The organism is Anabaena catenula FACHB-362, assembly GCF_014698735.1.
In the GTDB taxonomy this organism is placed as follows: Bacteria; Cyanobacteriota; Cyanobacteriia; order Cyanobacteriales; family Nostocaceae; genus Anabaena; species Anabaena variabilis_A.
Genome location: NZ_JACJTQ010000031.1, coordinates 42,158 through 62,403 on the forward strand (window position 1 = coordinate 42,158; position 20,246 = coordinate 62,403).

19 protein-coding genes and 1 tRNA gene are annotated in these 20,246 nt (G+C 40.5%); 8 read left to right on the forward strand and 12 right to left on the reverse strand.

All coding sequences use genetic code 11. The annotated features are described in order from the left end of the window. Positions 1–3: 3 nt before the first annotated feature. The 4 genes from nusG to rplS all read right to left on the reverse strand — a co-directional run bounded on the left by nusG (position 4) and on the right by rplS (position 1,647). A complete protein-coding gene (gene nusG / locus H6G68_RS18480) occupies positions 4–654 on the reverse strand; it encodes a transcription termination/antitermination protein NusG (protein ID WP_190713170.1) in 651 nt (216 codons plus the stop codon). Continuing rightward, positions 654–875, reverse strand: coding sequence for a preprotein translocase subunit SecE (gene secE, locus H6G68_RS18485; RefSeq protein WP_127053427.1), 222 nt, complete (start codon positions 873–875; stop codon positions 654–656). Before secE ends, nusG begins: the two co-directional genes overlap by 1 nt. Before the next feature lie 186 nt (positions 876–1,061). Next, positions 1,062–1,134: transfer RNA gene (locus H6G68_RS18490), tRNA-Trp, on the reverse strand. Between the two features lie 150 nt (positions 1,135–1,284). Further along, entirely contained in the window at positions 1,285–1,647 is a 363-nt protein-coding gene (gene rplS / locus H6G68_RS18495) for a 50S ribosomal protein L19 (protein ID WP_190713168.1), read from the reverse strand. 605 nt (positions 1,648–2,252) lie between these two features. Between rplS and H6G68_RS27675 the strand changes: the two genes are divergently transcribed. Further along, positions 2,253–2,378: a hypothetical protein gene (locus H6G68_RS27675; protein WP_277925542.1), complete on the forward strand. Its 126-nt coding sequence runs from the start codon at positions 2,253–2,255 to the stop codon at positions 2,376–2,378. A gap of 513 nt (positions 2,379–2,891) precedes the next feature. Next, positions 2,892–3,980: a glycosyltransferase family 4 protein gene (locus H6G68_RS18500; protein ID WP_190907956.1), complete on the forward strand. Its 1,089-nt coding sequence runs from the start codon at positions 2,892–2,894 to the stop codon at positions 3,978–3,980. Here the strand turns inward: H6G68_RS18500 and H6G68_RS18505 are convergent. Both H6G68_RS18505 and H6G68_RS18510 read right to left on the reverse strand, forming a co-directional pair. Beyond that, on the reverse strand, positions 3,974–7,189 hold the full coding sequence (locus H6G68_RS18505; RefSeq protein ID WP_190907957.1) for an efflux RND transporter permease subunit: 3,216 nt from the start codon (positions 7,187–7,189) through the stop codon (positions 3,974–3,976). The two genes, H6G68_RS18500 and H6G68_RS18505, sit on opposite strands and share 7 nt — an antisense overlap. Positions 7,190–7,204: 15 nt before the next feature. After that, the gene (locus tag H6G68_RS18510; RefSeq protein WP_190907958.1) at positions 7,205–8,551 is read right to left on the reverse strand and encodes an efflux RND transporter periplasmic adaptor subunit; all 1,347 of its coding nucleotides are present in this window, start codon (positions 8,549–8,551) and stop codon (positions 7,205–7,207) included. Between the two features lie 443 nt (positions 8,552–8,994). Between H6G68_RS18510 and H6G68_RS18515 the strand changes: the two genes are divergently transcribed. From H6G68_RS18515 to H6G68_RS18525, 3 genes are all read left to right on the forward strand, one after another. After that, complete coding sequence (locus H6G68_RS18515; RefSeq protein WP_190907959.1) at positions 8,995–9,531, forward strand: phycobiliprotein lyase; 537 nt, start codon at positions 8,995–8,997, stop codon at positions 9,529–9,531. A 429-nt stretch (positions 9,532–9,960) separates the two neighbouring features. Further along, positions 9,961–10,299, forward strand: coding sequence for an RNA recognition motif domain-containing protein (locus H6G68_RS18520; RefSeq protein WP_127053433.1), 339 nt, complete (start codon positions 9,961–9,963; stop codon positions 10,297–10,299). A gap of 368 nt (positions 10,300–10,667) precedes the next feature. Next, positions 10,668–11,783 carry a radical SAM protein gene (locus H6G68_RS18525; RefSeq protein WP_190907960.1) on the forward strand — a complete coding sequence of 372 codons (1,116 nt, stop codon included), beginning with the start codon at positions 10,668–10,670 and terminating at the stop codon, positions 11,781–11,783. A 401-nt stretch (positions 11,784–12,184) separates the two neighbouring features. Here the strand turns inward: H6G68_RS18525 and hpnI are convergent, their stop codons facing one another. Beyond that, positions 12,185–13,360: a bacteriohopanetetrol glucosamine biosynthesis glycosyltransferase HpnI gene (hpnI, locus tag H6G68_RS18530; RefSeq protein ID WP_190907961.1), complete on the reverse strand. Its 1,176-nt coding sequence runs from the start codon at positions 13,358–13,360 to the stop codon at positions 12,185–12,187. Between hpnI and H6G68_RS18535 the strand changes: the two genes are divergently transcribed. Beyond that, a complete protein-coding gene (locus H6G68_RS18535) occupies positions 13,361–14,989 on the forward strand; it encodes a cyclic peptide export ABC transporter (protein WP_190907962.1) in 1,629 nt (542 codons plus the stop codon). Between the two features lie 34 nt (positions 14,990–15,023). Further along, positions 15,024–15,395, forward strand: a complete 372-nt coding sequence (locus H6G68_RS18540; RefSeq protein WP_190907963.1) for a DUF2237 family protein — start codon at positions 15,024–15,026, stop codon at positions 15,393–15,395. A 5-nt stretch (positions 15,396–15,400) separates the two neighbouring features. On the opposite strand, the gene hpnK is transcribed toward H6G68_RS18540, so the two are convergent. The 5 genes from hpnK to H6G68_RS18565 all read right to left on the reverse strand — a co-directional run bounded on the left by hpnK (position 15,401) and on the right by H6G68_RS18565 (position 19,987). Continuing rightward, on the reverse strand, positions 15,401–16,306 hold the full coding sequence (gene hpnK, locus H6G68_RS18545) for a hopanoid biosynthesis-associated protein HpnK (protein ID WP_190907978.1): 906 nt from the start codon (positions 16,304–16,306) through the stop codon (positions 15,401–15,403). A 64-nt stretch (positions 16,307–16,370) separates the two neighbouring features. Next, complete coding sequence (gene hpnJ / locus H6G68_RS18550) at positions 16,371–17,831, reverse strand: hopanoid biosynthesis associated radical SAM protein HpnJ (protein ID WP_190907964.1); 1,461 nt, start codon at positions 17,829–17,831, stop codon at positions 16,371–16,373. A gap of 117 nt (positions 17,832–17,948) precedes the next feature. Further along, positions 17,949–18,512: a Uma2 family endonuclease gene (locus tag H6G68_RS18555; protein ID WP_190907965.1), complete on the reverse strand. Its 564-nt coding sequence runs from the start codon at positions 18,510–18,512 to the stop codon at positions 17,949–17,951. Between the two features lie 925 nt (positions 18,513–19,437). Further along, positions 19,438–19,776 (reverse strand): type II toxin-antitoxin system PemK/MazF family toxin, encoded by a 339-nt coding sequence (locus H6G68_RS18560; RefSeq protein ID WP_071188205.1) that lies wholly within the window; start codon positions 19,774–19,776, stop codon positions 19,438–19,440. Then, complete coding sequence (locus tag H6G68_RS18565) at positions 19,763–19,987, reverse strand: ribbon-helix-helix domain-containing protein (protein WP_071188206.1); 225 nt, start codon at positions 19,985–19,987, stop codon at positions 19,763–19,765. The genes H6G68_RS18560 and H6G68_RS18565 overlap by 14 nt, the downstream gene beginning before the upstream one ends. An 11-nt stretch (positions 19,988–19,998) precedes the next feature. On the opposite strand from H6G68_RS18565, the gene H6G68_RS27270 reads away from it, so the two are divergent. Then, entirely contained in the window at positions 19,999–20,214 is a 216-nt protein-coding gene (locus tag H6G68_RS27270) for a hypothetical protein (RefSeq protein WP_242045313.1), read from the forward strand. Positions 20,215–20,246: the final 32 nt, after the last annotated feature.

Here is a 20,246-nt window from a genome sequence, read left to right on the forward strand (position 1 = left end):
GATTTAGCTCTGTTTTTCTACCTGATTAAATTCCAATTCTACTGGTGTATCTCGTCCGAAAATCGAGAGTAGAGCTTTTAGCTTACTTCGTTCTGGCGAAACTTCAATCACCTCGCCTTCAAAGTCCTTAAATGGACCAGAAAGTACAATGATCTTATCACCTGTAGCCATGTCAATTTTGACTAATGGCTCTTGTTCACTGGTTTGTTTGAATATACGTTCTACTTCTGAATTGCTCAGTGGTACTGGTTTTACGTGTCCGCGACCCTTGCCGGTACCACGTTTTTGTTCTGCTCCCACAAAATTGATTACGTGAGAGGTATTTCGTACCACCTGCCAAGTATCATCAGGAATTTGCTTAGTTGCCGGATCTAAGATTAACCGCACTAGCACGTAACCAGGAAAAACCTTTTCTTCTGTGTGCTGGCGGCTACCATCTTTACGGATTTTCACCGCTGGCGTGTGTGGAATTTCCACCTGAATGATTTTGTCAGCGACATCAAAGGTTTGGATGCGCTGCTCTAAGTTTGTCTTCACGCGCTTCTCACAGCCTGAGGCTACTTGCACTGCATACCAGCGTGCTTCCTTGATCGCTGTTTCTAGTGCTTCCTCTGACTGCAACGTATCCAGTGGTTCGTCTGTTGCAAAAGTCATCAGAATACCTGTTTTGCTGCCCAAGCAAACAATCCATCGACCAAATATATCAAAGATGCGGAGAGTGTCACCATTAACAACACAGCTGCTGATTCACTCACCAACTGCTGCCGACTGGGCCAAACTACTTTTTCAAGTTCTTCTTTTGTTCCTTGGAAGAAATTGTTCAAGCTGAACCCATTTCCGGTTTCTGGCATTTCTGCTTCATTTTTTTTGGCCACGGTTGTTATCCCCCCCGTTTCTTACATAGCTACACCTTGCTAGTTTTCGTCAAGGTTTACAGCTTCGACCCCATTTAATGGAAACAAATAAGCTGCAAGCAAAAATAATTATACCCGAAATTTTCAACACTAACTGCCATTTTAGCAGATGCGTTTTCGTTTCGGGCTATATTTTTTGCTTTTAAGCGCGCCCTGGAGGACTTGAACCCCCGACATCAGGTTTTGGAGACCTGCGTTCTACCAACTGAACTAAGAGCGCACAAGCTGTCTTTGTTCCAGTCATTGCGCTGAACTTTTTTAGTTTAACGCAATTTCGACTTTGATTATAACTTAATTTTCTTGGGAAAGCAAGTGAGCGGCAGATGCCGCTTGGAGGCTGAGATTTCTCTCCTCGCTTTGGCGGATTGAATCACAAAGAGCGGTCAAACCGTTGTTTAATCCGGGTGGCTTTGCCAACGCGATCGCGCAGGTAATATAGTTTAGCACGTCGCACTTTACCACGTCGCAATACTTTGATACTGTCAATCCGAGGAGAATGCAACAAAAATACGCGCTCAACGCCGACACCTTGGAAAACCTTGCGGACGGTGATGGTTTCATTAATTCCGCCGTTGCGTCTAGCGATTACCACTCCTTCATAAGGTTGGACGCGGTATTTATCGCCTTCTTTAATTTTTACTCCTACCTTGACTGTGTCGCCCACATAAATTACGGGCAAATCTGACCTTAGTTGTTCCGCTTCAATCGAGCGAATAATTTCTTGAGCGTTCATAGTTTCTCCAAATTTTCTGAAAAAAACTCACGATCATCAATCATAAATCCATAACTGCCTGACAGTCCAGCTATTTCCAATTATTGATGTTGGTTGTTGAAAATGCCGAACAACCTATTCTGAGGACATCAACGTAAGTGGCTAGTTGAAGAAGAGGAGTCAGGAGTCTGGGATCAATTTTGACCCTTAAAACCGTGAATTTCGAGTTTATTTTTCCCTAAACTCGTCATTTCCCCGTCTTTATTATAGAGCTAGTACCCCTGGGCAGAATTAAAAATTAAAAATTGAAACAGCCGACTCCACAAGCTTTTCAGGAGTTTTTAATGGTTCATTAACTTACGCCGCGCTGTACTAGCAACTGGGGTAATATGAAATTTACCATTCATCTCACTACCTATACAACCTACACTCCTCTCCCTACAAGGGGAATGTGGGTTCTAAAGCCTCTCTTCTTGTAGCAGGGAGAGGTCTTTTGGTAAAGTTTATGGCTTTCTAAACATCTTCTCCAACTTAGGTTAGATATAACCATGCGGATATAACTGCACTATAGCAAGTTTTAACCCATCTTTATCATTCGTATAAAGCATCCGGATAAAGAGTCGGTTATGAAACAACAGGAGCAAATTTTGAGCTTGATTATCTTATCTTGTGCGCCTAACCCACCCTATCAAGCTGTAACAATCTCCGTCCGCAATATGTCTAAATTTTTATCAGTTATGGCACAAAAATAGTGTTCACTGATTGCAGTATCAGAGAATATGGGGATGAGTTCAATTACATTTATAAAAATATAAAAAATAAAATCAGGCTGTATATAATCGAGCAGAAATAAAGATTGCAATAACATAAAACTGATGAAGAACATTAACTTTCGCAGAAAATAAGGATACTTGTTTTCTTTTCTATTGTTCTTAATTAGTTCAGATCAGCGGATGTAATGAATTACGTCCAAATGTTTAGGCTACAGTTTTTGAGCAATTTTTTAGTTTGATTATCCCTAAAAGGATGGTGGGTTTATTTCCCTCCATTAAATATTAATGGATATCTAAATTATACTGCAACCGTTTCATAGTTTAACCAAATATGGAACCCCCCTCCAAAACTCTCTTCCGTAAGGGAGATGCCTAAAACTTGGTTTTTGTATTATTAAAAAGTAAGGTTTCTATACTTTTTGAGTATACATAGTTATCTTTTTTTGTGCCTTTCTACTTAATTAAAAATTTTCGACACCAATTTCCAAGATTATGAGAATCATCCATATATTGAATCATGTTCAAGAAATCGGTAATGGCATTGTCAATGTAGCTGTAGACATTGCCTGTTTACAAGCCAAAAATGGTCATGATGTTGCTGTAATTTCTGGTGGGGGAGAATATGAAACATTATTATATAAATATGGTGTCAAACACTACGAAATAGACCAAAGTCGAAACCCAATCAATATTATTAAAGCAGCGGGGGCTTATCGGAAAATTGTACAACAGTTTCAGCCCGATATTGTTCATGCTCATATGATGACTGGGATAGTTTTAGCAAGTATCTTGAGACTAAGAAATAGGTATGCTTTAATTTCCACAGTCCACAATGAATTCCAGCGTTCTAGTTTGTTGATGGGTTTAGCAGATAGGGTAATTGCTGTTAGTCAGGCTGTGCAAACTTCAATGGTGCGACGTGGTATTCCTGAGAATAAGTTACGGGTAATACGCAATGGGACGTTGGGGAGTCCTCGGACTCGAAAAATATCAGATTATCAACCTTTAAATTTACAACATCCAGCGATCGCAACGGTAGCGGGAATGTATACACGTAAAGGCATCACTGAGTTAATTGCAGCCTTTGAGCAAATTGCTCAGGATTTCCCCACAGCGCATCTTTATCTAGTGGGAAATGGCCCTGATAGAGAAATATTTGCAGCCCAAGCACAAGCAACTTCTGTCAGCAGTCGTATCCATTTTGAAGGATTCCAATCAGAACCCCAAGGCTACTTACTGTCTTGTGATATTTTTGTTCTTGCTTCTCACCGTGACCCATGTCCCCTTGTACTTTCAGAAGCAAGGGAAGCAGGGGCTGCCATTATTGCTACAGAGGTAGATGGTATCCCCGAAGCCTTAGATCATGGTCAAGCTGGCGTTTTAGTACCAGCTAAAAATAGTCAAGCTTTAGCTGAAGCATTAGTCAAGCTATTAAGTAACCCAGATATCCTCCAAACTTGGCAAAATCGGTCACAGGAAAATTTAGATTCACTAAGTATTGCCCGTGTACATCAGGAAACAATGGCAGTTTATCAGGAATTGGTAAAAGAGGAAAAAGTAAAGGAGAAAGTATTTCACTGATACTTCTTTTTCCAAATCCGCAACTTGATAAATATGGGTTTTGCCCAATGTCCACCGATTAAGTCGTGTAGCAAAGTATAAAAACAGGGAATTATAAACAGTGTTAGCAACGTTGCTAAAGACAAACCAGAAAATACCACTACACCCAATGGTTGGAGAAATTCTGAACCTTCTCCAATTCCCAAAGCGAGGGGGAACATACCTAAAACAGTCGTAATGGTTGTCATCAAAATGGGGCGTAGACGTTGGGGTGCGGCTTTTAAAATTGCGGTTTTGCGGTCAATGTGTTCTCGTTCCCGAAGTTGATTAGCCAGTTCCACCATAATAATGGCGTTGTTAACCACAATACCTACTAACAAGACCGCACCGACAACTACTGTTGCACCAATGGCGGTTTCAGTAATATAAAGCCCAAAAATGCCCCCAGCTAATGCTAGAGGAATGGTAAACAAAATTACTAAAGGGTCTACGAGGGAATTGTATTGTACAGCCATGACGACAAAGACTAAGAAGATGGCTAATCCCCCTAATATTTGCAGCGAGTTTTGTAGTTCTTTATTAGATTCAGCTGTCGCACTGGGTAAAAGACTCACCCCTTGAGGGAAATTTGCAATGTTGAGGACTTGATCTACCTGTTCTAGCGCTTGAGTTAGACTTGCTCCTTCTGCCAAATTACCCGCAATTAGGAAGACTTGACGCTGATTAATCCGTTGAATTTCTCCTGGTGCTTGAGCTTCGGCAATTTTCGCTACATCACTCAAGCGGATTTGTTGATTACCTTCCACAAATAAAGGTAATCTCTCTAACTGAGAAGTTGATTGTACAGAAGCTTCGTTTAACTGTACCCGGACATCAACTAAACGGTTATTGCGTTGTAGCTGGGTGGGTATACTACCTTCAATTGCGGTCTGGATTGTGTCTCCGATATCTTTGGTATTTAAACCAACTTTTGCAACTCGTTCCCAGTCGGGTAAAATCTGAATTTCAGGTTGACGCGCATCTGCATCTGGACGGAATCGAACTGAGGTGACTTTTTGTTCTAAATTTGCTAATAATTCACCACCGGCTTGTTCTAAAGTGTCGGAGTCATTTCCTTGGAGAATGATGTCAACATCAGCGTTGCGGATAGGGGAGTTGTTAAGAATTAAACCCCTAACTTGTCCAGGGGTGAGACGGAGACGAATATCTACTAAGTTAAGCTTGCTAAATTCTTTGGTGACACGTTCAACATAAGTTTCTACGTTTGAGCCTGGTTTAAGGGTAATAGTACTGGAACTTCGCAGAGGGTTAGCACTACTATTATTACCAAAAAGAAAACCGCCAACTGTAGAAAATACATATTCCGTTTCTGGCTGTTGACGGAGAATGTCATCTACAGCTTTCATGACTTTTTGGTTAGTTTCTAAGGGTATACCGGGGGGAAACTGAGCAATTAAGTTGACTTGTCCGGTATTGATGCGGGGGAGAATTTCTTGGGGAAGTTGAGGCGCTATCCACCAACTACCGCCACCTAATAAGATAATTGTGATCGCTATTGTTAATAACCGCCAGCGCAATATACCACTTAAAAAACTGCTATAAGCTCTTGTTGCTGCCTCAAAACGGCTATTAAATACCCGCAATGGCCAAAAATGATTGAGGGAACTGGAAAAGGGTAGACTTAATAAGCGCGATGTCAGCATGGGAACAACGGTAACGGCAATTAAAATTGAAGCCGCTACAGAAAAACTGATGGTGAGAATTAACTCATTGAATAGTAATGAGATAAAACCACCAATTAATAAAAATGGCAATACTGCAACTAAATTAGTACTGGTGGAAGCAACTAAAGCTGATTCTACTTCTCGGCTGCTGTCTTCAGATTGTTGAATAATTGACGAAGCTGATAATTTTGAGTCTTGATTGCGAATTTTTACTTGACTAATTCCCTCAGCTATGTTTTCTAACATGACGATGGAATTATCAACGACAATTCCCACGCCTAATGCTAAACCACCTAAGCTAAAAACATTAAGTGACAAGCCAAATAAACCCATGAAAATGATAGCTGCTAAAGATGCTAGGGGAATGGAAACGACAATAATAAAGGTTTGGCGTAGAGAACCCAAAAAGAGTAAAACTGCGATCGCCGCTAAACCTGAGCCAATTAACCCAGAAGTAGTCACATTAGCTATAGAATCACGGATAAATTTTGATTCATCTAAGGTAGCTGTGAGACTTGCTTCTAGAGGAATCACACCCCCTTTTTGCAGTTCTGCTAGACGTTTTTTCACGCCATCGACAACATTGATGGTGTTAGCATCTGGCTGTTTTTGAATGCTGACTTTTACTGCTTCTTCGCCATTGAGAAAAACATAGACTCGCTGTTTTTCTGATCCATCAATAATTTCAGCAAAGTCTCGCAAGTAAACACGGTTTTTGATAAGAGAATTTGGCGTGGATACTTCAAAGGAAAGATTATTGATTTCATCGGCACTTTGGAAGCGTCCCACAGTCCGGGTTAAAGCTTCTGAATTTCTTCCTAAAATCCGACCACCCGAAATATCTTGGTTGCGGCTTTGCAGTTCATTAAGTACATCTGTCAAACCTACACCAACGGCTTGTAGACGGTCTAAATCAATATTTACCCTGACTTCTTCCTTCACTCCTCCCGATACACTGACCCCAGCAACTCCCTCTACTACGCCCAATTCACGGGCTAGTTCTTCTTCGGCAAAAACTCGTAAATCAACACCTTTAAGGGTGGGTGAAGTGATCGCAAATTCATAAACAGGTAATTGGGAAGGATCTATTTTAAATACCCGTGCTTCTTGAATATTATCTGGTAATTGGTTTCTGGATCGGTTAAAGGCTGCTGTAGCATCATTGAGGGCTTGGTCAATATTTCCTCCCGGTCGAAAATATAAATCCAAACTAATTTGACCTTCACGGGTTTGGGAAAAAACCTGAATTACACCTTCAGTCGCGGAAAAGGCTTCTTCTAGGCGTTTGGTGACTTCATCAACTGCTACCTCTGGAGAAATCCCTGGGGCTTCTATCCGTACCCCAATGCGAGGATAGGTAATAGATGGTAATAAATCTACAGGTAAACGAATAATGAAAAATACGCCCATGACAATCACAGCCAAGGTGAGCATGAGTGTACCAATGTGTTGGCGGATAGAAATAGCACTGATACTAAAGCCGCTGTTAGTGTTTGTTGTTTGCATTTTTCAAGCTTGTTGTTATTTTTCTGACAAAATTGATAACTTCACAACTGCGCCATCTTTTAATGGCTGACTACTGCGAACAACATAACTTTCCCCTGGTTGTAAGCCAGAAAGAATTTCAACTTTACTGTCTGCTGTTTTCCCTAAAGTTACGCTTCTTTCTTTTACCTTGGGTTTACCATCTTTTTCATCCACGACAAATACTATGCCATTGTTGTCTTCTCGTTGTGTTTGTTTTTGGTAATCATTAATTGCTGTTTCTGGAACCACTACTCGCTGTGGTGTCTCGGTGTCAAAATTGACTCGTGCTAGTAGTCCACTGCCAATTTTTCCCCCGCTGTTGGGAATTACTACTTCTATCGGTACTAAACGGGCTGTACTATCGGCGGTTGGAGAAATGCGAGTAACTCTACCCATGATATTTGTCTCTGGGAAAGCATCTAATCGCACTTGTACAGATTGTCCAACCTGAATTTTTCCTAGTTCTAATTCAGAAACTTGAACTACGACTTTAATCCGACTGAAGTCACCTATTTTTAAGACTTCGTTACCTGGTTGGAGGAGATTACCAGGTTCTGTAACTTTTTCTGTGACTATGCCAGTAATGGGGGAGATTAAGCGGGAGTATGAACGGCGTTCATTAGCGCCAGCAACTGCTGCTTGCTGGGCGAATACTCTACCTTGGGCGGCGGCGACGGCTTGCTTTTCGGTTCTGACTTGTTCAATGGTGGCTTGTAGGGCTTGGACTGCTGTTTGAGCTTTGGTTTGAGCTTGTTGGGCAGCTTGTTCGGAAATTGCGCCCTCTTTCAATAATTTTTGTTGTCTTTGGGAATCTGCTTTGGCTTGTACTACTTCCAGACGTGCTTTTTCTACTTCGGCGTTAGCATTACTTACCTGGGTCATGGCCCTGGCGACTTCTGATTGACGAGATGCTAGTTCTGCTTCGGCTTGCTGTAATCCTGTCTTGAGGAGAACATCATCTAACTGGCTGATGATTTGTCCTCTTTGGACTGTATCCCCAACATCTAGATTTAATGCTAGTAGTCGCCCTTCTACTTGCGATCGCACTGAAACTATCCGAAATGGTGTGGTGTTACCTATATAGTCTGCTGGGGCGTTTAAAGGACTTGTCCGCGCGATCGCTACATCTACAGCAGTCTCACTGTTACCTCTTTCTCTACCTCCGGGCTGTCTAGATTGAGCTTCGGCTGATTCTTTTGGCAGTGACCCACAACTCCCTGTCAGCATTGCCAGTCCCAACATACAAGTCATTAATAATGTTTGTCTGTTCATGACTGGGGTGGCAATTAAGGTCGTTGGTATTTTCACCTGTTTTTGCGGCTTTTTTCCATCCAAAATCATGAATTTTTCTCCTATTTGGGAGTTTTTAAAGTTAAATGACCGTTTAGGAGCAAAGTATTTTGAATAAAATAGATCACAGAAAAACAGACATTATTTAATCTTTTCTTCCGCAACTTTTGTATTTAAAATCACTATTTTTGCTCAATAAAACTTTCAAAATCTTTATCTATATGAAATCATAAAATTAGTATAAATATTTTTCTGGAAATGGGTAATAGGAAATTAGTCATGGTTAAAAGCGGTCAGGAGGCAGGTAATTCTTCATTCTTTCCCTTTTTCGTATCCCCTCAATCCAAAAATTTGTCCCCAAGGCTAGTATTTCTATGGTTTTGACTATATATTAAGAATATTAAACAAAGGTTGATTTTTGAGCCGTTGTACTCATAGTCAAATTGGTTAGCAGATTGAGACTACAGCGACTATCTATGTAAGGAAGGTAAAGAGTGACATCATCCCTGAAAATTGTCCAAACTACCAATGAACAGCCGATTGCGGAATTTTTCCAAGCATCAGTAGGTGAGTGGCGATCTGAAAGGCGATATTACACCCTACCCCAGGGAGAAACCAAAGAGGTGGAGAGTCTAATCACCATCAGGTTTTTACAACAGGGTTGTGAGGAATTGCAAAACCTGGCTCAGTTACATGATTTGTCCAAGTTAGAAATTTTGACCTGTGGTGCCCAAGTGAGTTGGGAAAGTACCGATGTCCTAAAACCCGGAAAAGAATCGAAGGGCTGCACGTTGTTTGGTGCTTTGGGAAATATCTTGTACCGCGATCGCGGTTTCGCTACAACCAAACCAGTCACGGCTCAATATTATTTCTCCAATTTCCAAACCCTGTCTTTGCGAACTGAGTACAACAGTTCCGTGTTTGAGGAAGAAATCAAGCTTATTGGCAGCAAATACCGCACCAGACAGAGTATCATTTCCCGTGCTGGTGAGCAGTTGATGATTGGTCAATATTTGGAAAAGCGAGTATAACTCTATATCAATTCACTTAATTAAAGCTACAAATGAATCTCCGCGTCTGTCCATCTGTATCAACTTGAAAGTGAAACGGGATTAGTTGTTGCTGTCGTTAGAGTTGAGCTTAATACTGTGTTGCTGTCCAACACATTACTTTTAGTCAGCAGGAGGAGCAAGCAGGGGAGAGCAATGGGTCGGTTTTGCCTAAAATAATGATGCAATTTGTAGGCTGGAGAGCTTCTCAAGAGGGGAAATAATTTTTTACAAAAAATTTACAAAAATTTCCCCCAAATTTCTGGCTGGTGTGTCATTATAAAAAGGTGAGACTTGATTTGGCGGCAGTGTGTGTTGTTAGTATTGATAGGTTTTTCCCTTTTGGTATTTACAGACTTCTCTCCAAAATCTAAATCTCTACACCCGATGGTTTTGGACACAAAGTAATCTATGTCAGTTTACGTAGGCAATCTTTCTTACGAAGTTACACAAGACGCTCTATCAGCTGTATTCGCAGAATACGGTACTGTTAAGCGCGTGCAGATTCCCACCGATCGGGAAACTGGCCGCGTTCGCGGTTTTGCTTTCGTAGAAATGGGTACAGATGCAGAAGAAACAGCAGCCATCGAAGCTCTCGACGGTGCTGAATGGATGGGACGGGATTTGAAAGTTAATAAAGCCAAGCCTAAGGAAGACCGTGGTGGTTCCTTCGGTGGTGGTGGCGGCGGCGGTGGACGCGGCGGCTACGGCGGTGGCGGTGGTGGTGGCGGCGGTCGTGGTCGCTACTAAGTAGCCTCTACTCAGCTAAATCGGCTAACCCCTTAAATTGCAAAAGATAAAAGTAACTCATTCCGGCTGCGGGGTGGGTTACTTTTTTATGGCAAAGCTTTCGTTCAAAGTCAAGCAAGGGCATCTAAACTCTTTGGGTGCAACTGCCGGTTAGGACATCAAGAGATGATAAAACTTAGACACATAGGACTTACGCAAGATCTGACTGAAAACCTGATTCCTGTGTAGCGGTAATTCATGTAGCTTGCTTCCCGAAGGGTATTACCGCTACTTTGGTTATGTTTTGCGTAAGTCCTAACACAAACAGACTTTCAACTCTGTCACCTGCTATAACGATAAATTATCAAATCAGTAGAAAGAAAAATTTTATGTCAAAAAATAACCAGGTTTTAGGAACAAAAAGGCGCTCATTTTGGGAACTTGCTCGACAAGGAGTGCTAGATGGGGGGCCTTCGACTTGTCAATTTGCTATTACCAGTGTGTGTAATGCCCGTTGTGGGTTCTGTAGTTTTGCTGTGGATAAGATGCCGATAGATGAGCGGCATTCTGTAACATTGGAACAGGCAAAACAAGCGGCGGAAATTCTTTACCAGAATGGAGTCTATTTTCTCATATATGTGGGTGGTGAACCAATGGCTCATCCAGATTTAAATGAGATGATTGCTCATGCTTCTAGTCTTGGTATGGCAACGATGTTGGTAACAAATGGCTCACTGCTGACACCAAAACGGATTGATGAGTTAGCTGATGCTGGGTTGATGAGTGTGATTATTTCTATTGATGCGGCGGAGGCTGAGAAACATGAGCAAAATCGCGGACTTAGGGGAGTATGCGATCGCATTCAAGAAGCCAATACCCATTTCCAGCGACGCAATATCAGTACTACAGCTTCTGTCACCATGAGTAGATTGATAGAAGATTACAATCAACTACCACCATTTTTGAAGTCTTTAGGGTTTGACAGTGTCACTTTCTCCTATCCTCTAACCACCCTTGGCTCATCCTATCTTGGTTATGCCGAATCTGACTTAGTCAACTACACTGCTGAGGAATTAAATCAACGGTTTGAAACTGTCAAAGCCCTAAAACGCGACTTTGAGGTTGTAAATCCTACCGCCTCTATTGAAGATATGCAGCGTCATTTACGGGGAGAACCAGAGCAATTTGGGTGTCTGGGTGGCTGGAAATTGTTTTATCTAGACTGGCATCTTAACCTTTATCGTTGCCACAACTGGGATAAACCCATGTGTCATATCACAGAGTTTGATGGTTCCCAACGGGTGCGTGATGGTTGTACGGCTTGTATGATTGATTGCTACCGTGACTCTAGCGTCATGCAGCATATTGGTGTGGCTGTTAGTGATGGAGTGCAAGCAGCAGCCAAGGGAAATCTGAAAGCTGCTTGGAAACATTGGTTTAATCGCAAAAATCTTGTTTCCCTGCAAGCTGTTTGGGAACAATCTACCTGGTTACGTCGATTGTAAAAGCCTTGACGATGAAAATCGTGGTTCATATTCTAGTAGTCTGTCATATCGTGTTCGGTTAAAGACTGATAATTAAAGCCGACGCGGAGAGTTTTTTGGATAAGTAATTAAGCGAACATGATATCAAGAACTAATTGACGGGTAAATAAATCTTGTATAGCAGGTGACAGGGGACAGGTGACAGGTGACAGTCTGAAGAGTCTTTTGGTGTCTAGGTTTTATAATCAGTTGGTGTCCTAACCGCCCTGTCTGTTGCTATAACTCTGTAGGGGCGGGGTTTCCTTGCCCTTTCTGCCTATATAGAACAGGACTTACGCAAAATATCTCTCAAACCCTCTTTTCTTTGTGTCCTTTGCTTCGCAACGCTACCGCGAACGCGTCTTCGCGGTTCGTTTTTTACGTTAGTCTTGCGTAAGTCCTATAGAAATTACCACCAACTTACCCTCGTGAGTCAACTTCATTCGTTGTCCACGCCATTCAATGGTGTTACCAAAAAAGCTATAGCACCAGATGAAAAAATGCAGCAAATCGCGTAGAGGGATGAGCCATAAAAACTTTTTGGCGATGGGATCATGCAAAACATTGACTCCCACAACCCAACCCATAACTAACCGCATTCCCCAGATAATAACTAACGCAGTCCAGCCGAGTATAGAACCACCGCTAGTTATCAACAACAATAAACTAGAAACTGTTCCGTAGGTAAAGACGAGTCCTAAATAACCCCAAGGACGAGAAACACGGATACACCTAGCCCAGCGGATTTGGCGTTTGATGGTATCGCTCAGGCTGCTAGTACCTAAAACATGATCAACTATATAATTAGATAATATGACTTTATAACCTGCTTGGGCTGGGAGGTAGCCAAGTTGAAAATCGTCAGCAAGATAATCTGCGATCGCTTTAAAGCCACCAATTGTTTCCAGCACTCGTTTACGAATGACTATCGTAGAACCGAGAGCAAATTTTATTCCCTCTAATTGATTGCTGACTAAAACGCCTGTATGAAAGTCTGTAGCAGTACCGATTCCGTCTAATGTGGCTACCCATCCCTGGGCTAAGGAACGATATAAGCAGGTGACAACACCAACACTTGGATCTGTTAGCGGTTGGATAATCTGTTGTAAATAATCTTTGTCAACGCGAATATCACTATCAGCGATAACTAATATGTCATGTTTAGCTGTGGTGAACGCATGGGCTAAGTTACTTACTTTCAAGTTTGTGCCAATTATTTCATCCTTGACAACTAAACTAATATCCACATGGGGAAATTGCTGTATTAGCCTTTCTATAATTTCTATGCTGGGGTCGATGAAATCCCTGACCCCGAAGACAATCTGGTATTCTGGGTAATACTGCTGACAAAATGAGGCTAGATTGGTGTAAGTCTCTTCATCTATTCCACAAAGTGGTTTGAGAATGGTTAAAGGTGGATGAAATTCGGGATTGACGGGATAGGGATAACGCCGAAATGCGATCGCTGCATAAATCCCGTAACAGTAGAATAAGACTGCTGATAAACAGAAGGAGGCAGTAAGTAAAATAGCTGACAACTGATAACTGACAATTGACACATGAATGTAATTTACTTTCTTCTACGTTCTTCTTGGGTGATGGTAGTGATCGCCATCTTGACCGGCTTTTTGAGTGGTGCTAGTAGTGCTGGACTAATTGCCCTGATTAGCCGTGGCGCAAATCAAGAATATACTTTACCTTTAATATCCATCGCTTGGGGATTTTTGGCTTTAGTAAATATCGCTCTGATTACCAGCATCATTACACAAGTAATGCTGATTCGCCTCTCTCAAAATGCCATTTTACAATTAAGAATGCGCTTGAGTCGGCAAATACTTGCTTCTGAGTTAAGTCATCTAGAACAAATCGGAAATTCTCGACTATTAGCAACTTTAACAGAAGATGTCCAAGCTGTTGCCAATGCTGTATATATAGTACCTTTTATGTGCATTGATTTAGCAACTGTTTTGGGTTGTTTGGTTTATATCACCTGCCTATCTTGGTTAGTATTATTAATGCTAGTTATTTTAATGGTAGTAGGTATAGGTAGCTGCCAATGGTTGTTAAATCGAGGAGGGCAATTATTAGCCCTTGCCCGTGAAGATCAAGATTTACTATTTAAGCATTTAGGAACTATTACAGATGGCATCAAAGAACTTAAACTTAACTATCAACGCCGTCAAGTTTTTTTAACAAAAAATTTACAATCAACTGCTAGTCAATTTCGTCGTCATAATATTGATGGACTGACTTTATTTGCTGCAACTACTAGTTGGGGTAAACTTCTGTTTTTTTTCGCAATGGGTTTTTTATTATTTGCATTACCTAAATTACTGCCCATCAGTCCTAAAACCCTTTCCAGCTATATTTTAACTTTCACTTATTTGATGTTGCCGATGGATAATATTGTTAGTAATCTTCCCCAAATTACCAAAGCCGATATAGCCTTACAAAAAATAGAATCTCTAGGTTTATCTCTAGGTAATCGGGCAGAAATATCAACATTACCACCCCCTATTAAATATTTCTGGCAAAGTTTACAACTTCATGGTGTTACCCACACTTATTACAGAGAACAAGAAGATAACAACTTTATTCTTGGTTCAATTGATTTGACAATATATCCTCAAGAAATAATCTTCATTGTTGGTGGAAACGGTAGCGGTAAATCTACCTTAGCTAAATTAATTACTGGATTATACATTCCTGAAAACGGAGAAATTGTCTTTGATGGAGAATTAATAAATGATCAAAATCGTGAATGGTATCGCCAACATTTTGCTGTTATCTTCTCCGATTTCTATTTATTTGAAGAACTTTTTGGTTTAGAAAATAGCGCTTTAGATTTTGAAGCGAGAGAGTATATTAAGAAACTACAATTAGACCATAAAGTAAAAATTGAAAATGGGCAACTTTCCACCACCGCACTTTCTCAAGGACAGCGAAAGAGATTAGCTTTGCTAACAGCTTATTTAGAAGATAGACCAATTTATCTATTTGATGAATGGGCAGCAGACCAAGATCCCATATTTAAAGAAATATTCTATACTCAGTTATTACCAGAATTGCGAAAAAAAGGTAAAACAATCCTCGTAATTAGCCATGATGATCGCTATTTTCATCTAGCAGACCGCCTCATCAAACTAGACTACGGTAAAATTGAATATAATAAGGAATATTGCCTTTAAAATTTACAGTTATAGGATGAAATTAGGATTAAATATGGCAGACGCTAAAAACGTATTAGGAACAAAATTAGAAATTTGTTGCACTTCTCCCATGACAGGGTATTACCGCGACGGGTTTTGTACAACAGGTGGCCAAGATGTGGGAATGCACGTGGTTTGCGCTCAAGTAACAGCAGAATTTTTAGAATTTACCAAATCTCTAGGAAACGACTTGAGTACCCCTTTTCCTGAATATAATTTTCCCGGTTTGAAACCTGGTGATTGTTGGTGTTTGTGTGCAGCCCGTTGGCAAGAAGCTCTTGAGGCTGGGGTTGCACCTCCAGTTCTCCTCTCAGCTACCCATGCTAGGGCTGTGGAGGTGTGTAATTTGGAAGATTTGCAAAAACACGCCGTCACTAAGAAATGAATATTTTAGTTGTGTTTGAGTGCAGATGATGCAGCGACTGAATTCAACTTCAGATAATTCGTCAACTCAAACCCATTCACCACCAACGCCTCACGCACACGCCCACTCAATAACGCTGCAAGTTCGATTTCACCTCCTGGAGTATTCACAGGTTCTCCATTGTTAACTATTGCGGGGTGAGAATAAATTTCTATGAAATCGGCTTGAATTTGCGGTATCAAACCCAGTAAATACTCTTCAGTTACATTGCTAGTTTGTAACAAGCCATAAACTCGTTCAGCAAATTCAATATTATGAGTTTTTAATAAATTCTCACCGTAACGGCGCAATTGTCCAAACACTACAGACCAAACTATTTTAATTAGTAAATTACGTTGATCAAGTTTAAGACTTTTTGCCAATTCTTCAGATGGTAAACGAATGAACTTAATATGAAATTCATTTGCTAATTCTACTAAAATTCCCAAAATTACAGGATGAACATGAAGGTGTAAATGTCCGTCTACATGAGAAAGCTGTAAACCTGAATCGCGGAATTTTTCTAATTGGGCGCGGATTTCTTGACGAAGTTCTTCACGGGTAGCTTGGTTAAATTGGTAATTTAAACCTGCTTGAGTGGGATTATTAGAAAAGTTACCATCTGAATCGACTAAATGGGGAATTTGCGAAGGTGGTAAAACTGATTTACCGCAAACCAACACAAGGTGTAAACCGACTGCTAAATCAGGGGAATTTTTTGCCAGTGCGATCGCATCTTCGGCCGCATCACCACTTACCATTAAACTAGTACTAGTCAGCACGCCTTGGCTATGTGCTTGGATAATTGCTTGATTCACACCTGGAGAAAAGCCGAAATCATCACCATTAATAATGGCGAAACGACGATGTTTTTGTTCTTTTTCCTCAACCATCAATATCTATACTTTTTAATTTATTCTTGAATATAGAGACGTTTCATGAAACGCCTCCACACTATTACACAACAGCCTTCTGATTTGCTTTAGCGTTAGCGACAGACTGGGTGCGACGTTCTTTCAAGTAAGAGAAAAACTCTCCACCTTCTCGCAGACGACGTACCAACATCTGTCTATCAGTCAACATTTCCCGAACAATGGGAATAATTGCTTTGGGACGGAAGTAGAATTTGCGATACATTTGCTCAACAGCATCTTCAATTTCTGCACTGGAAAGAGTAGGATATTGCAAAGTTGAGGTTTGAATACCGGAAGTTGCGACTAATGATTCGTTCGCAAACCAACCGTTAGCCCTAGCTTGTTCATAAAGTTCTGTACCGGGGTAAGGTGCAGCTATAGAAACTTGAATTGTATGGGGACTAAGTTCACAAGCAAAGCGAATTGTTTCTTCTACAGTTTCTCTGGTTTCAATCGGTAAACCAATAATAAAAGTACCGTGAACGGTGATACCGAGTTTGTGGCAATTTTTCATAAATTCCCGCGCCACTTCTAGCTTGATACCTTTTTTGATGCGGTTGAGAGTTTCTTGATTTCCTGATTCAAAACCCACAAGCAACAAGCGTAAACCGTTATCTCGTAAAGTTTTCAAAGTATCGTAATCTAAATTAGCACGGGCGTTGCAACTCCAAGTCAGTTTTAGCCGCTTCATATGTTCGCTAATTGCGATCGCTCGATGCTTATCAATAGTAAATGTGTCATCATCAAACATATACTCCCGCACCTTGTCCCCAAACAAGGCTTTGGCTTCTTCCATTTCCCTTCCTACCGCTTCTGGAGTTTTATGACGGTAGAGGTGTCCACCAATAGTTTGCGGCCATAAACAAAAAGTGCATTTGGCTGGACAACCGCGCCCAGTGTAAAAAGAAATATAAGGATGCAGCAAATAACCAATGAAATATTTGCTAATATCTAAATCACGGGCATAAACTGGCAGTACACTGGGCATAGCATCCCAGTCATGAATCAAAGCACGCTCTTCATTATGGCGAATCAGGGAATTTTGGTCACGGTAGCTTAAACCCGTGATTTCTGACAAAGATTTACCTTCTGCGACTTCTTTACAGGTATAGTCAAACTCATTCCGACATACAAAGTCGATAACTGGATTTTCCCGCAGAGTCTCTTCTGGTAATACCGCAACGTGCGCCCCCACAAAACCAATCTGCACATTTGGATTTTGGGCTTTTATGGCTTCAGCACACTTGACATCATTAGCGAGGGAGGGGGTGCTGGTGTGCATAATTACCAATTCATAATCTTTGGCAATTTTCAGCACATCTTCCACAGTTTGACTATGTGGTGGTGCATCTACTAGCCTGCTACCTGGAACCAGGGCGGCGGGTTGGGCTAACCATGTGGGATACCAAAAGGAAGTAATTTCTCGTTTAGCCTGGTATCGTGAACCAGCACCACCGTCAAAGCCATCAAAGGAAGGTGGACTGAGGAATAGGGTTTTTTTCATATATACAATTTTTTAGTCAGGAACTGTATTTATATTTTTACAAGTCCTGCACAGCAAACTTTTTTAATTGGGACACTTTAAATTTATACTACATAAAGCTAAAAACTCTCATGTCGTTTAAAGCTGTAATTGAAATCCTGGTAAAACGTCTTCTCCAGAAAGTAGCGCAGGAAGTTGAACGATTTCTACAGGTTTTCCGAGTCGGTAAATTTCTGCTTGTTTATCTTGGGGATTAATTAACCAACCTAAACGCAAACCATTATCTATATATTCCTGCATCTTTTCTTGCAGGGTTTTCAATCTGTCGGTTTTTGATCTCAGTTCAATTATAAAATCTGGTGTCAGGGGAGGAAATTTTTCCCGTTCTTCTTCTGTTAATGCTTCCCAGCGTTCTAGTTTTATCCAAGCTACATCAGGTGAACGTTTTGCACCATTGGGAAGTCGGAATATTGTTGAGGAACTAAATACTATTCCTAATTTAGTTTGGTGATTCCAATTACCTACACTAGCATTTAAGTTTGCTTCTTGAATACCTTTTTCTCCTCCTGAACCTGGGAGAATTATTAGTTGTCCTGTTGCGCTTAGTTCAAGGTTTAGGTCTTTATTATCAGTACAGAGTTGGTAAAATTGGTCGTCTGTAAGGTGAATAATAGGTGCTAGGTTTAGAACAACTGTATTCATCAGAATGATATTTGCCTTAAATATAGGAGTATTTTGATAAATAGTTATATATTTAAGCGCTGTTGCCAAAAAATTAGCGTTTTTTTACTAAAAGATGCTATGATTTATCAAATACATATAAAAAATCAAAGCTGCGCCTCGATTATTATCAGGGTGCTGGTCGAAGTTATGTTTTATGTGTTGATAACCTACAATCAAAAAAATGAATAGACTAATAGTTCTGATTTTGATATCTTTACTACTCCTAGTAGTAGCATTTATCTTTCAAAAAGCAGATTCCTTAGCAAGCAAAGTCCTGGTTATCATTGACAGACTCAAGTAGAACACAAATCGACAACACAGAAACAGGTTATTGGGTTTGGTGCTGGTAACACCTGCCCTTTTCTTATCGACATATCGATATACTTATCAATATATCGACATAACTAACATAACACACTTGACGACGATAGATATAAATCTTTTCTCATTTTTTCCTCGTTCCTAGTCTCTGACTAGGAATGCAGTTGATGAGGCTCTGCCTCAACTACCAGCACAAAATCGGGTAAAGTGGCTTGTATTCTGGGATTTGGAGGCAGAGCCTCCTGGTAGGCATTCCCAGCCGGAGACTGGGAACGAGCAAAATAATTCTGAAGTTATCCAAATTCTAGAATCAAAATAAAATTTATGAAATATCTTTTTTATTTTCCTGCATATCGCATTTACATCACCTTTGTCTAAACTCCAAAAATGCGATGCTTGGGGGGAGGAAAGCGATCGCTATAATCTTAGGACTTACGAAAAAACTCTCAAACTCTGATTACTCCGTGTCCTCTGCGTCCTCTGCGGTTCGTTTTTCGATTATTTGTGCGATCGCAATAAGTTTTTCGATAAAATGAGCTTTTTAAAGTAACAGTATTCATAGTTCATCTCACAAAATTGTAATTCACTCTAAAGAGAGATGTAATTTGAGCGCAGCATTCACTAATTCTATTAATTCTGTATTCAAACTACCCATAGCATCTCCTAAAATTCGCTGTTTAGAAATTGTGCGTACTTGCTGGGCTTGAACTTTAGAAGGTTTAGATAAACCACTATCTTCTGGATTTAGCAAAACCTCGAAGGGATAAACACGGCTAACGTTGGAAGTAATAGGTAAAATTGTGACTACACTAGCAGCATTATTATTAGCATCATTACTGACTATTAGAACCGGACGGCGTTTATCCATTTCAGAACCTACGGCTGGATTCAGATTAGCAAAGTAAATTTCACCACGTTTCATCTGTCAAGCCTTCCCCTGCGGTTAATTCCCAATCTTCGTCAATTTCTGTTGATGCTTCTCTATATGCTTGTTCTAAGTCTTGATATCGCAGTAAATCTAGTGCTAACTCAATTACTTGAGAACGAGATTTACACCCTTTGGTAATTTTGTAATTCTCAACAAACTGTACTAATGGGGATGGTAAGGAAATTGAGATTTTTTCCGTTTGCATGGTATTACCAGATGGTAATCTTATTTTTATTACTTTATAGTAGCATAAATAGTATTTTCAGGAACATCAAAGGTGACAGTATTCATAGGGGCATAATCAATAAACCTCATTGGCACATTACATTGATTAATGATGCTTTGCTTGAGTATATTCAACAACGCCGTGAACCATTAGAAGCAACGCTACTGCGAGTATTACGAGAAGAATTAGAAAGAATAGGGAAATAAATTACCCCTCCCCGCAAGCGATGAGGGGCTAG

Coding starts and splice junctions, on each gene's coding strand:
- hpnJ (WP_190907964.1), bottom strand. CDS start 17,831: ATGAAAAAAACCCTATTCCTCAGTCCACCTTCCTTTGATGGCTTTGAC.
- H6G68_RS18525 (WP_190907960.1), top strand. CDS start 10,668: ATGTCAAAAAATAACCAGGTTTTAGGAACAAAAAGGCGCTCATTTTGG.
- H6G68_RS18535 (WP_190907962.1), top strand. CDS start 13,361: ATGAATGTAATTTACTTTCTTCTACGTTCTTCTTGGGTGATGGTAGTG.
- H6G68_RS27270 (WP_242045313.1), top strand. CDS start 19,999: ATGGTAATCTTATTTTTATTACTTTATAGTAGCATAAATAGTATTTTC.
- H6G68_RS18520 (WP_127053433.1), top strand. CDS start 9,961: ATGTCAGTTTACGTAGGCAATCTTTCTTACGAAGTTACACAAGACGCT.
- H6G68_RS18565 (WP_071188206.1), bottom strand. CDS start 19,987: ATGCAAACGGAAAAAATCTCAATTTCCTTACCATCCCCATTAGTACAG.
- H6G68_RS18500 (WP_190907956.1), top strand. CDS start 2,892: ATGAGAATCATCCATATATTGAATCATGTTCAAGAAATCGGTAATGGC.
- H6G68_RS18510 (WP_190907958.1), bottom strand. CDS start 8,551: ATGATTTTGGATGGAAAAAAGCCGCAAAAACAGGTGAAAATACCAACG.
- H6G68_RS27675 (WP_277925542.1), top strand. CDS start 2,253: ATGAAACAACAGGAGCAAATTTTGAGCTTGATTATCTTATCTTGTGCG.
- H6G68_RS18555 (WP_190907965.1), bottom strand. CDS start 18,512: ATGAATACAGTTGTTCTAAACCTAGCACCTATTATTCACCTTACAGAC.
- rplS (WP_190713168.1), bottom strand. CDS start 1,647: ATGAACGCTCAAGAAATTATTCGCTCGATTGAAGCGGAACAACTAAGG.
- hpnK (WP_190907978.1), bottom strand. CDS start 16,306: ATGGTTGAGGAAAAAGAACAAAAACATCGTCGTTTCGCCATTATTAAT.
- nusG (WP_190713170.1), bottom strand. CDS start 654: ATGACTTTTGCAACAGACGAACCACTGGATACGTTGCAGTCAGAGGAA.
- H6G68_RS18560 (WP_071188205.1), bottom strand. CDS start 19,776: ATGAAACGTGGTGAAATTTACTTTGCTAATCTGAATCCAGCCGTAGGT.
- H6G68_RS18540 (WP_190907963.1), top strand. CDS start 15,024: ATGGCAGACGCTAAAAACGTATTAGGAACAAAATTAGAAATTTGTTGC.
- H6G68_RS18505 (WP_190907957.1), bottom strand. CDS start 7,189: ATGCAAACAACAAACACTAACAGCGGCTTTAGTATCAGTGCTATTTCT.